We start from the raw sequence: 11,219 nt of genomic DNA on the forward strand, positions 1-11,219 counted from the left end.
GAGCCGTCGAGTGCCAACTGCAATCGCTGCCATTCGCTCTCGGTCGACGGCAGGCCGAGCCGCAGACTCGGCAAGGTCCGCGTTTCCCCGTTCGCCACGGCGATCGGACGTGCCTCGAAAAGCCGTGTCCAGATGCCCTGCGCCGCCAACTGGGCGTGCCATCGCGGCGCCATCGCATGCGGTGTCCACGCGAAAAGGGGCGTGCCTTGCGCGGGCCAGCCCCGCCCTCGCAACAGCGCGAGCAGGCGCTGGCCGTCCTTCTCCAAACGCACGCGCGTCGCCGCTTGCCAGGCCGTATCGCGCAGGGCCGTTCGGACCGCGAACCTTGCCGGGCCGCTGACCGTCCACGCGCCAAGTCGCTCGGCCAAGCGCGTCGCCACCCCCTGCGGACAAAGGGCAAAGCCCGCGCGAATACCCGCCAACCCGAAGAACTTGCCGACCGAGCGCAGCAGGACGAGGCCATCCTCGCCTGCGTGGCATGTCATCGACGCGTGGGGCGACGCGTCGGCAAAAGCCTCGTCGACAATCAACATGCCACCGCGCTCGACCAGCAAACCTTGCCATCGGGAGAGGGTCTGGCGTGAAACGCACCGTGTCGTCGGATTGTCGGGATTGACCCACACGAGGTAGTCGACGTCGGGCAAGCCGGCCTCGGGCCCCAGCCATGGCACAAGGGTGTGTCCGGCTTGGGCGAAGGCCGGCGCGTACTCGCTGTAGGTGAGCGAGGCGACGGCGACGCTTCCCGGCGGCAGCAGCGCGGGTAACGCGCGAATGACGGCCTGGGATCCGGCGCACGGCACCACGGCCTGGACAGGCGCGCCGTAGTACTGCGCCGCCACGTCGCGCAGATCGTCGAAGGCATCGGGCAAGTCGCGCCAGACGCTCGCAGGCGGCATCGGCACGGGATAGCCGTTCGGATTGATGCCTGTGGACAGGTCGAGCCAGTCTTCGCGCGGCCGTTGATACCGCACAATGGCTTCGCCGAGATTGCCGCCATGGCGAGGCGCTGGTGACGCGTACAACGCGGGGAATGCCGTCTCGTTCACAACATTCCCGTCGGCACGCTATCGGCCTGTGAGGCCGCGAAAAGCGCCAGCGCGCCGCCGACGATCAGCCACATCCACATCGAGCGAGAGATGAGCCGCCACGCGGCCTCGATGTGCTGCGGCGACGGCGTCATGCCACAACCCAGCGCCGGACGTGCTTCCCACTCGCCGTGATAGCGGGCGGGGCCGCCCAATTGGACACCGAGACTGCCGGCACCAGCGGCCATCACCGGCCCGGCGTTCGGGCTGGACCAGGCGCTCGCCTGCGTGCGCCAGCAGTCGATGGCCCGGGCGACGTCGCCGAAGATGGCGTAGCTCGCAGCGGTCAGCCGCGCGGGAATCCAGTTGAGGGCGTCGTCGATGCGAGCGGCCGGCCGGCCGAAGTACAGAAACTTGTCGGTGCGATAGCCCCACATGGCGTCGAGCGTGTTCGCGAGTCGGAACAGCACGACGCCGGGCGCACCTGCGATGGCGAACCAGAACAGCGCGCCGAAGATGGCATCGTTGCCGTTCTCCAGCGTTGACTCCACCGCTGCGCGCGCGAGATCGGAGGCACTCGCGTCTTCAGTGTCGCGCGAGACGATGCGAGCGGTGAGCGCGCGCGCTTGCGCCAAGTCGCCGTCGCGCAGTGCCTGGGCGATGGGCATCACATGCTCGCGCAGGCTGCGCGCCCCCAGGGCGGCGTACAACGCGAGCGCCTGCCAGACAATGCCGCCCCAACCGGGCAGGAACGTCAGCGCCCAGGCGATCGCGACGGGCAGTACCAGCATGATCGCCCACGCCCAGGCGCCGCGCACCATGGCGCTGAACGGCTTGTCCTGGATGCCGGGCGCGTTGAGCCAGGCTTCGACGCCGTTGGCGATGTAGCCGAACCCGGCCAGCGGATGCCACCGGCGCGGCTCGCCGAGCCAGGCGTCGAGCAGTACGCCGATCAGGGCGGCGAGCCAGAGCGATTCGGGGGCGATGGCAGTGAGCATTGGCGATTATCCTTTGACGGTCATCGGCAATCCGGCGACGACAAAACGCACTTGCGGGGCGCGTGCCGCGACACGCTGGTTCAGACGGCCCAGCTCATCGACGTAGCGGCGCGTCAGCGAGCCCATCGGAATCACGCCGAGTCCGATTTCGTTGCTGACGACAACGATCTTGCCGGGCAGCGATTCCAGCGTCCGGTCGAGCGATTCGACGACACCGTGCCACTGCGTATCGCTGGCGGGCCCGTCGGGATGATCGTCGGGCGGGCAGAGCCAACCGGCCAGCCACAGCGGCAGACAGTCGACCAGTACGCAATGGCCGTCACGGGCGACGTCGCGCAGTGTTCCCGTGAGATCGCGTCCGACTTCCACGGTGCGCCAGTGCGCCGGACGGCTGGCGCGATGGTGGGCGATGCGCGCGCGCATCTCGGGCTCGTCGCTTACCGCGGCGGTAGCGACGTAGGTGACCGGCAGGCCGCTTTGTCCGGCGAGACGTTCGGCGAACGCACTCTTGCCGGAGCGCGCGCCACCCAGCACGAAAGTCAGGTCGAGGGCACTCATGGGCAATATTGTACGAGCGGCCGATGCGATAATTCGCGTCATGAGTGAATTCCCTGTCAATTTCGCGGCGCCCGCACGCGCCTATCGGGGCACCCTGATGATTCAGGGCACGTCGTCCGATGCCGGCAAGAGCACTTTGGTCGCCGGTCTGTGCCGTTTGCTCCATCGTGAAGGCGTGCGCGTGGCACCCTTCAAGCCGCAGAACATGGCGCTCAACAGTGCCGTGACGGCCGACGGCGGCGAGATCGGTCGGGCGCAGGCCTTGCAGGCGCAGGCGGCCGGCATCGCGCCGCACACCGACTTCAATCCCGTGCTGCTCAAACCGAGCAGCGACCGCGGCGCGCAGGTCATCATCGGCGGCAAGGTCATGGCCGATCTCGATGCGCGTGCGTATCACGAGTACAAGCCCCGTGCGATGGCCGCCGTGCTGGCCGCTTACCAGCGCTTGCGCACCGGCTACGATGCGGTGCTCGTCGAAGGGGCCGGCAGCCCGGCCGAGGTGAACCTGCGCGCGCGCGACATCGCGAACATGGGCTTCGCCGAGGCGGTCGACGCGCCAGTGTTGCTCGTCGCCGATATCGACCGGGGCGGTGTGTTCGCGCAATTGCTCGGCACGCTCGCGTGTCTGTCCGAGAGCGAGCGTGCACGCATCAAGGGTTTCGTCATCAACCGGTTTCGAGGCGATCCGTCGCTGTTGACCAGTGGCCTCGATTGGTTGGAGGCGCGCACCGGCATCCCGGTGCTGGGCGTGTTGCCCTATCTTCACGCCCTGCACCTGGATGGCGAAGACATGCTGCCCGACGAGCGCCACTCGGCCGCGCGCAGCGAGACGCGCCTGCGCGTCGCGGTACCCGCTTTGCCACGCATCAGCAATCACACCGACTTCGACGCCTTGCGGGCGCACCCGCAGGTCGATTTCCGCTATGTCGGTGCGGGCGAGTCGTGGCCCGACAGCGATCTCGTGATTCTGCCCGGCAGCAAGCATGTGCGTGCCGATCTGGCATGGCTGCGGGGGCAGGGTTGGGCGCCGGCCATCGCACGGCATCTGCGCTACGGCGGCAAGGTGCTAGGTATCTGCGGGGGCTTGCAGATGCTCGGGACGTCGATTCACGATCCGCTCGGGCTGGAAGGCGAGGCGGGGACGACCGCCGGCCTCGGATGGCTCGACCTCGAGACCACGATGCAGCCGCAAAAGCAGCTCCGTGTCGTGACGGGACACCTCGCCGTCGGCGATGCCCCCGTGAGCGGCTATGAGATCCACATGGGCGTGACGCACGGGGCGGCGCTCGAGCGGCCGGCTGTCTGGTTGGCGGGCGACGCGAGCCACGCGGCGCAATCGAGTGAAGCGGCCGCCCGCGCCGACGGCGCCCGCTCGGCCGACGATCAGGTGATGGGCACCTACCTGCATGGCCTATTCGATACGCCACAGTCCCTGCAAGCGCTGCTCACGTGGGCCGGCGCCGGTGATGTCGAAGCGCAGGACTACAACGCGCTACGCGAGGCGTCGCTCGACCGGTTGGCGGATTCGCTGGCGGCGCATCTGGATCTATCGCGGGTCTGGGCATGTCTGCATGAGTGCACAGCGAAGGTGGACTGACGCGAGGCCGCCATCCCGCCGTTGTAAGATGAACGGCAAATCGACCTAGGGGAGTCTGCAATGCCGGTGATTGTTGTGGCGAATCCGAAGGGGGGAGTGGGCAAGAGTACGCTGGCGACGAATCTGGCCGGCTATCTGGCCGCGCAGGGGCATGCGGTGATGCTCGGTGACACGGATCGGCAGCAGTCGTCGCGGGCCTGGTTGGGCTTGCGCCCGCCTGGACTGCGTCCGATCGCCACCTGGGATGTCGATCACAACGATGTCGCCCGTCCACCCAAGGGCACGACCCATGCGGTGCTCGACACCCCCGCGGGTTTGCACGGCAAGCGGCTCGAGTCGATCCTCAAACTCGCCGACTACGTGCTGGTGCCGCTGCAGCCGTCGATCTTCGATATTCTCGCCACACGCGATTTCCTGCAAAAGCTGGGCGAGGAGCGGGCGGTGCGACAGGGCGATGTGCGTATCGGCGTGGTCGGCATGCGGGTCGATGCCCGCACTCGCGCGGCCGATCAGCTCTCGCGCTACTGCGAGGAGGCCGGCTTGCCGGTGCTCGGCATGCTGCGCAACACGCAGAACTATGTGCAGCTCGCCGCGCACGGCCTCACGCTGTGGGACGTGGCGCCGGGACGCGTTGAGCGCGATCTGCCGCAGTGGGAGGGCATTACGGCCTTCGTCGCGAAGTGATCGTCTGCGCGGCGGTTAATGCGCCGGCGCGACGACAATGACCAAGGGGCCCGCAGGCCCCTTGGTCATTCGACACTTGTCGTAGGCGTTGACGCGCGGCCTTACTTGGCCGCTTGCGCCGCCTCGAAGGCGCGTGTCTCTTCCCACGCTTGCAGCGGCACGTGATCGCGTTCGCCCTTCTGCACGTTCTTCTCGTCGACGAACACCAGCTTGGGCTTGAACCCGGCCAGTACTTCCTTTTCCTCGACCTGTGCGTACGACACGATGATGACGACGTCGCCCAGTTGCGCGCGGCGGGCCGCGGCGCCATTGAGCGAGATCATGCCGCTACCGCGCTCGCCGCGAATGGCATAGGTCGTGAAGCGTTCGCCGTTGTTGACGTTGAAGATGTCGATTTGCTCATTTTCGACAAGGCCCGAGGCTTCGAGCAGATTCTCGTCGATCGCACACGAGCCTTCGTAATGCAATTCGCAATGCGTCACGGTGGCGCGGTGGATCTTCGACTTGAGCATGGTGCGGTACATGGCTTGCCTCTAGTATTACGGTGTCGCGCGAGCGGCGCGACGAAAGATGCGCGTGCAACCGGCACGCGCGGCTTGCGTCGGGAGCACACGGCAACGGTCGTTCGACCGTATGCGGCGTGCCCGGCGCTCAGATTTCGAGATTGTCGATCAGTCGTGTCGCGCCGAGCTTGGCGGCCGCAAGCACCACCAGGCTCTCGGCCGGTGCGGCGCCAGGGGCCGGCACGCGCAGGTTGGCGCGTTGGCGAATCGCCACGTAATCCGGCTTCCAGCCGCGCTCGGTCAGCGTTTGCATGGCTGCGGCTTCGAGCGCCGCATAGTCGGTTTTGCCCCCGTTGACGTCGTCGCGGACCTGGCCCAGCAGACGATAGAGCTGCGGCGCTTCCGCTCGCTCGGCGTCCGACAGGTAGCGGTTGCGCGAGGACAGCGCCAGGCCGTCGTCGGCACGCACGGTCTCGGCGGCGATGATTTCGATGGGCAGCGCGAACTGACGACACATGCTGCGCACGATCATCAGTTGCTGGTAATCTTTCTTGCCGAACACGGCCACGCGCGGCTGCACGCACGAGAAGAGCTTGGTGACGACCGTACACACGCCCTTGAAGAAGCCCGGGCGGAACTCGCCTTCGAGAATGTCGCCCAGATCGTGCGGCGGCTCGACGCGGTATTCCTGCGGCTCCGGATACATCTCCCTTTCGTCCGGCGAGAACAGCACGTAGACGTTCTCGCGCGTGAGCTTCTCGACGTCGTCCGCCATGGTGCGGGGATACTTGTCGAAGTCTTCGTTCGGTCCGAATTGCAGGCGGTTCACGAAGATGCTGGCAACGACCGGGTCGCCGTGCTGGCGCGCCAGCCGCATGAGCGACAGATGCCCGTCATGCAGATTGCCCATCGTGGGCACGAAGGCGACGCGATTCTGTCCGCGCAGTTGGTCGCGCAGTTCATGAATCGAAGGGATGACTTTCATTGAGGTTCCGTGCGTGGCGTACGTGTGTGTTACGTCCAGGCGTGGCGCGTGCCTTGTCTGGCAAGGGCGTGGCCGCCAAAACGTCCGGGCGATTGTAGAGGAAATCTCAATGGGCGTGCGCAAAACCGCGCTGGCATGGCGGACTCGCGCCGCCCCGAGTTTTCCTGGGCGCTTCGTTGGGCGCTCAGTTGGGCGAGTAGGTCAGGCGGACATAGATCGGCGCAAACGGCTCGGCCTGGGTGATCTCCAGCAACGACTCGCGCGAGAGTTCGAGCATGGCGATGAAGTTGACCACCACGACCGGCACGCCGCGCGTGACGTCGAACAGTTCGGTGAACTCCATGAAGCGTGCGCCTTGCAAGCGTCGCAGAATCTGGCTCATGTGCTCGCGCACGGACAACTCTTCACGCGAGATCTTGTGATGCTGCACGAGCTTGGCCCGGCGCAGCACTTCGGCCCACGCGGCGCGCAGGTCCTCGGCGTCGACATCGGGGAAGCGCGGCTGCAGGCTTTGCTCGATATAGACCTGCGAGCGCAGAAAGTCGCGGCCGAGCACCGGCAGCGTGTCAAGCTTCTGCGCGGCGAGCTTCATCTGTTCATACTCGAGCAGCCTGCGCACGAGTTCCGCGCGCGGGTCCTCGGCGTCTTCACCGGTGTCGGCCTTCTTGACCGGCAGCAGCATGCGCGACTTGATCTCGATGAGCATCGCGGCCATGAGCAGATACTCGGACGCGAGCTCGAGATTGGTCCGGCGGATCTGGTCGACGTAGAGCAGGTACTGCTTCGTGACCTGCGCCATCGGGATGTCGAGCACGTTGAAGTTCTGCTTGCGGATCAGATACAGCAACAAGTCGAGCGGGCCTTCGAAAGCTTCGAGGAAGATCTCGAGCGCGTCCGGCGGGATATACAGATCGTTCGGCAGGGCGAAGAGCGGCTCGCCATACAGGCGCGCACGCGCCACGCCGTCGACCGTGTCGGGCGTGGAGTCCTGTCCGCTGTGCGGCGCGGGCAGCTCCGTCGCCGCGCTGCCGGCCGGGCGCGGCTGGGGCAATGCTGGCCCCGGCGCGTCCGGGGCTTCCGGTCGGTCCGAGATCTCCGGCGCGTACGATGCCTCTGACGCCGTCGCATTGACGTGCGCCGACGCCGGCGCGACGTCGGGGATCGGCTCGGGCGGGTACGACGGATCGTCGGGCGGACTCGGATTCAAGACGGGACTCGGCCGGGCGGCGGCGACTTACTCGCCCTGATAGACGTAGGGCTGCTGGGCCACGCGCGACTGCTGGGCCTGGCGGCGCTCATCCAGATCGATCGGCTGCTTGTCCCACAGCAGGGCGCGACCTTGACGTTGTTCGGCTTCCAGCGTCGGCTTCTCGGTCTTCAGTTGCTTGATGAATTGGGTGATGTCGGATTCGTACATGGTCGATTGCTCGAAAAATAGGCAGCAGCGGCGCCATCGGGACGGCGCCAATCGACGCAGATTCTACCGCAAACCCGTCCCCGGCCCACCGTTTTGGCTGTTTTGGGCCAAGCGGGTGAACGGGGGGAAGGGTTATGGTCAAATACGTCTCATATACGCCTTACATGCGCATCGCCCGCGCCAATGCTGTGCCATGCTTGCACCCAGGGTGCGATTGAGCGCCATTGACCGCATGCCGCACGACCGGCCGCAACATTCAACACGCCAAGGAAGGTTTTGACCGTCTCGCAGATCCCACCCGGTTTCGACGTTTGCCGTCGCCCAGTCGTGCCCCCTTTGCGCACGCTACCGGCCATGCTGATCACGCTGGCCGGCTTGATATTGGGCCTGGGAACGACCGGTGCGGCGCAAGCCGACTATCGCGTTCGTGTCGACGCCCCCAACGGCCTGGCCAAGCTCCTGACGGACAACCTCGATCTCGTGCGCTACGCCGCGCGCGACGACATTGGCGAGGCCCAGTTCGAACATCTGATCGCGACCGTGGGCGAGCAGGTGCAGGAACTCACGTCGACGGAAGGCTATTTCTCGCCCGTCACGCATGTGGACGTGGCCACCATCAACGGCAAGCGCGACGTTCATGTCGCAGTGGCTTCCGGCCCGCGCACGCATATCAAGAACGTCGATCTCACGTTCACCGGCCCGGTGGTCGAGCAAGATCCACAGCGTGTCGCGCAGTTGCGCAATGCCTGGGCGTTGCCGGTGGATGCGCCGTTCCGTCAGGCCGACTGGGACAAGGCCAAGGACGACACCCTGTTCCAACTGGGGCAGAAGCGCTATCACGCGGCGAAAATGGCCTTCGCGCGCGCCGTGGTCGATGCCGATAACGACGCCGCGTCGCTCGTCGCGACGTACGAGAGCGGTCCGCCCTTCACCCTCGGTCCGCTCATCATCTCCGGTACGCGGCGCTATCCGGCGCAGATCATCCGCAACGTCAATCCGCTGACCGAGGGCGAGCCGTTCGACGCCGAGCGCTTGCGGGAACTGCAGCGTCAGATTCAGGCCACGCCATACTTCTCGAACGTCATCATCTCGGTGACGGAGGACCCGGCGCGTGCCGAAAACGCACCGGTCGAAGTCAAGGTGCGCGAATTCCCCACGCAGCGCGTGCGAAGCGGGGTCGGCTATACGACCGATACCGGCGCGAGCGTCAACGGGCGTTATTCGTACTACAACCTGTTCGGCCGCGCGTGGACGTTCGACACGCAGGCGCGTCTGGAACAGTATCGACAGGGCGGGTATGCCGAAATCGCCATGCCGCCCGACACCAGCGCGTACACCAACAGCCTCCGCGGATCGTTCGAGCGCACGTATCTGAATGGTCTCGATCAACGCTCGACCCAGATCGGCATCAAGCGCGCTCGCTCGCGCGATCGCTACGACTGGGCCTATACGCTCGACTTTTACCGCGCGGACGAACGTCCCGACGGCGGCCAGCCTTTCCTCAACAAGGCGCTCGTGGCGGCGTTTTCGTGGAACCGTCGCGATGTCGACGACTTGATCTTTCCGCGCCAGGGCAACATTGTGAACACGCAGATCGGCGTCGCGGCGAAGCCGGTCCTCACCGATCAGAGTTTTGGGCGTCTCTATGGCCGTATCCGTCAGTACTTTCCCGTGGGCCAACGTGACATCGTGATCGCGCGCCTGGAGCTTGGCGCCGTGCTCACCAATGGCAACAGCAACCGGATTCCGTCGTCGCTGCTGTTCTTCGCGGGCGGCACGTCGTCGATTCGCGGGTACACGTATCAGAGCATTGGCCGTCAGCAGAACGGCACCACGTTCCCCACGAAGTACCTCGGCACGGCAAGTCTCGAATATCAGCGCTGGGTCACGCGTGACTGGGGCGGGGCCGTGTTCTGGGACGTCGGCACGGCCACCGACGACTATCGCCATCCCACGCCGCTGTATCACGGCGTGGGGGTCGGTGTGCGCTGGCGCAGCCCGGTCGGGCCGGTGAACCTCGATCTGGGCTACGGCGTGCGCAACAAGCAGTTCCGTCCGGCCATCTCGTTGGGGGTGGCTTTCTGATGACGATGCCACTCGATACCTCACCGCCGCCGTCTCGATCCGAGCCGCCGCCAACGCCACCAACGCCGCCTGCGCATCACTGGCGATGGGGGCGAGCGCTGGCGGGCGTCGTACTCGCGGTCCTGCTCATCGTCGCGTTGGTCATTGGCGCGCTGCTCTGGGCGATGTCGAGCGAGCGCGGCAGCCGCTGGCTGTGGCAGACGGCCGTGTCGACGCTCGGCGGCAAACTCTCGGGGGAATGGCGCAGCGGAAGCTTCGCGCACGGCTTCACCGTGAACAACCTGCGCTATCTCGACGGTGCAACGCGCATCACCGTGAGCCGACTCGAAAGCCGTTGGGACTTGCGCTTGCGCCCGCTGCATTTCACCGTCGACAAGTTGCAGGCGGGGGATGTCGAGATGGCGTTTGCGCCATCGCCACCGTCGACCACGCCCGCGACGATGCCCTCGAGCCTGCGTCTGCCGCTCGGCCTCACGTTGAACGACGTGCGCGTGGCGAAGCTCACGCTGCATTCGCCTGCGCTGGTGCTGGAAGACGTTCGCGTCGCCGCGCGCAGCGACGGCACGCAACACACGATTCAGGTCGAACATCTCGGCACGCCCTACGGCGAGGTGCGGGCGAATGTGCAGTTGAACGGCCGGCGTCCGTTCGCGCTGGGCGGCAACGTCGGCTTGCAAGCGAAGGCGGGCGATATTCCGGTCGCCCTGCAGGCCGACCTGTCCGGCTCGCTCGACGCGCTCGTCGTCGACTTGACGGCGACCGGAAAGACGCTGAACGGTACGGCGCACATTGCCGCGTCGCCGTTCAGCGCCGTGCCGCTCTCGCGCGCGCAGGTGTCGCTCGATCACCTCGATCCGCGCGACTTCGATCCCACGGCGCCGCAGGCGGATCTCGCGGTGCAGGCCGATTTGCGACCGGCGCCGGGGGCCAAAACATTCCGCGTGCTGGGGCCGGTGTCCGTGACGAACGCCAAGCCAGGGGCCATCGATGCCGGCGGGCTGCCGGTCGAAAGCCTGCGCACGCAGGTGCTGCTCGATGCGACGCATCAGGCGCTGACCGATATCGAGCTGAAGCTTGTGGGGGGCGGCCGGCTCACCGGCAGTGGCGAGCTGCGTCGGGAAAGGGGGGGCGTGTCGGTGGCGGCGACAACGGCGCCTGTCGCGTCGGCGGCAAATGGGGCGAATGCGGCCAGCGCCGCAAAGGCGGCGCCGCCGACGTCGCCGGATGCCGAGGCGACCGTCGGCGGCTTCGCTTTGACGATGCGCGATCTCGATCTGCGCGCGTTGTACCGCAAGCTGCCTGCGACGACGCTCGGCGGGCCGCTCGACATCAAGCTCGACGCCACCGGGCAACAAATCGTCCTCGAT

At 66.5% G+C, this 11,219-nt stretch carries 10 protein-coding genes and 1 pseudogene; 4 read left to right on the forward strand and 7 right to left on the reverse strand.

What is annotated here, in order from left to right:
- The 3 genes from cobD to cobU all read right to left on the reverse strand — a co-directional run.
- A partial coding sequence (gene cobD, locus A985_RS26290; RefSeq protein WP_232424684.1) for a threonine-phosphate decarboxylase CobD occupies positions 1-1,046 on the reverse strand: 1,046 nt, incomplete at its 3' end.
- Positions 1,043-2,023 carry an adenosylcobinamide-phosphate synthase CbiB gene (gene cbiB / locus A985_RS0119435; protein ID WP_017235044.1) on the reverse strand — a complete coding sequence of 327 codons (981 nt, stop codon included), beginning with the start codon at positions 2,021-2,023 and terminating at the stop codon, positions 1,043-1,045. The genes cbiB and cobD, both read right to left, overlap by 4 nt.
- Positions 2,024-2,029: 6 nt before the next feature.
- Positions 2,030-2,581 carry a bifunctional adenosylcobinamide kinase/adenosylcobinamide-phosphate guanylyltransferase gene (cobU, locus tag A985_RS0119440; RefSeq protein ID WP_017235045.1) on the reverse strand — a complete coding sequence of 184 codons (552 nt, stop codon included), beginning with the start codon at positions 2,579-2,581 and terminating at the stop codon, positions 2,030-2,032.
- Between the two features lie 40 nt (positions 2,582-2,621).
- Between cobU and A985_RS0119445 the strand changes: the two genes are divergently transcribed.
- Together A985_RS0119445 and A985_RS0119450 are read left to right on the forward strand one after the other, a co-directional pair.
- Entirely contained in the window at positions 2,622-4,178 is a 1,557-nt protein-coding gene (locus tag A985_RS0119445) for a cobyric acid synthase (RefSeq protein ID WP_026132164.1), read from the forward strand.
- Positions 4,179-4,238: 60 nt separating this feature from the next.
- The gene (locus A985_RS0119450; RefSeq protein WP_017235047.1) at positions 4,239-4,862 is read left to right on the forward strand and encodes a ParA family protein; all 624 of its coding nucleotides are present in this window, start codon (positions 4,239-4,241) and stop codon (positions 4,860-4,862) included.
- Between the two features lie 101 nt (positions 4,863-4,963).
- On the opposite strand, the gene panD is transcribed toward A985_RS0119450, so the two are convergent.
- The 4 genes from panD to A985_RS0119470 form a co-directional block, all read right to left on the reverse strand.
- Positions 4,964-5,386 carry an aspartate 1-decarboxylase gene (gene panD / locus A985_RS0119455; RefSeq protein ID WP_017235048.1) on the reverse strand — a complete coding sequence of 141 codons (423 nt, stop codon included), beginning with the start codon at positions 5,384-5,386 and terminating at the stop codon, positions 4,964-4,966.
- Positions 5,387-5,513: 127 nt separating this feature from the next.
- Positions 5,514-6,350 carry a pantoate--beta-alanine ligase gene (gene panC, locus A985_RS0119460; protein WP_017235049.1) on the reverse strand — a complete coding sequence of 279 codons (837 nt, stop codon included), beginning with the start codon at positions 6,348-6,350 and terminating at the stop codon, positions 5,514-5,516.
- Between the two features lie 184 nt (positions 6,351-6,534).
- On the reverse strand, positions 6,535-7,401 hold the full coding sequence (locus A985_RS0119465; RefSeq protein WP_026132165.1) for a ScpA family protein: 867 nt from the start codon (positions 7,399-7,401) through the stop codon (positions 6,535-6,537).
- Positions 7,402-7,584: 183 nt separating this feature from the next.
- Complete coding sequence (locus tag A985_RS0119470) at positions 7,585-7,767, reverse strand: DUF3460 family protein (protein WP_017235051.1); 183 nt, start codon at positions 7,765-7,767, stop codon at positions 7,585-7,587.
- Between the two features lie 354 nt (positions 7,768-8,121).
- On the opposite strand from A985_RS0119470, the gene A985_RS0119475 reads away from it, so the two are divergent.
- Together A985_RS0119475 and A985_RS26295 are read left to right on the forward strand one after the other, a co-directional pair.
- On the forward strand, positions 8,122-9,852 hold the full coding sequence (locus A985_RS0119475; RefSeq protein WP_017235052.1) for an autotransporter assembly complex family protein: 1,731 nt from the start codon (positions 8,122-8,124) through the stop codon (positions 9,850-9,852).
- A pseudogene (locus A985_RS26295) lies at positions 9,852-11,219 on the forward strand (hypothetical protein); the annotation flags it as partial. The gene A985_RS0119475 and the pseudogene A985_RS26295, both read left to right, overlap by 1 nt.

The organism is Pandoraea sp. B-6 (genome assembly GCF_000282835.1).
GTDB lineage: Bacteria > Pseudomonadota > Gammaproteobacteria > Burkholderiales > Burkholderiaceae > Pandoraea > Pandoraea cepalis.

Bases quoted from the DNA above. Each gene is read 5' to 3' on its own strand.
- A985_RS0119450 (WP_017235047.1), top strand. From the start codon at position 4,239: ATGCCGGTGATTGTTGTGGCGAATCCGAAGGGGGGAGTGGGCAAGAGT.
- panC (WP_017235049.1), bottom strand. From the start codon at position 6,350: ATGAAAGTCATCCCTTCGATTCATGAACTGCGCGACCAACTGCGCGGA.
- cbiB (WP_017235044.1), bottom strand. From the start codon at position 2,023: ATGCTCACTGCCATCGCCCCCGAATCGCTCTGGCTCGCCGCCCTGATC.
- A985_RS0119470 (WP_017235051.1), bottom strand. From the start codon at position 7,767: ATGTACGAATCCGACATCACCCAATTCATCAAGCAACTGAAGACCGAG.
- A985_RS0119445 (WP_026132164.1), top strand. From the start codon at position 2,622: ATGAGTGAATTCCCTGTCAATTTCGCGGCGCCCGCACGCGCCTATCGG.
- A985_RS0119475 (WP_017235052.1), top strand. From the start codon at position 8,122: ATGCTGATCACGCTGGCCGGCTTGATATTGGGCCTGGGAACGACCGGT.
- cobU (WP_017235045.1), bottom strand. From the start codon at position 2,581: ATGAGTGCCCTCGACCTGACTTTCGTGCTGGGTGGCGCGCGCTCCGGC.
- panD (WP_017235048.1), bottom strand. From the start codon at position 5,386: ATGTACCGCACCATGCTCAAGTCGAAGATCCACCGCGCCACCGTGACG.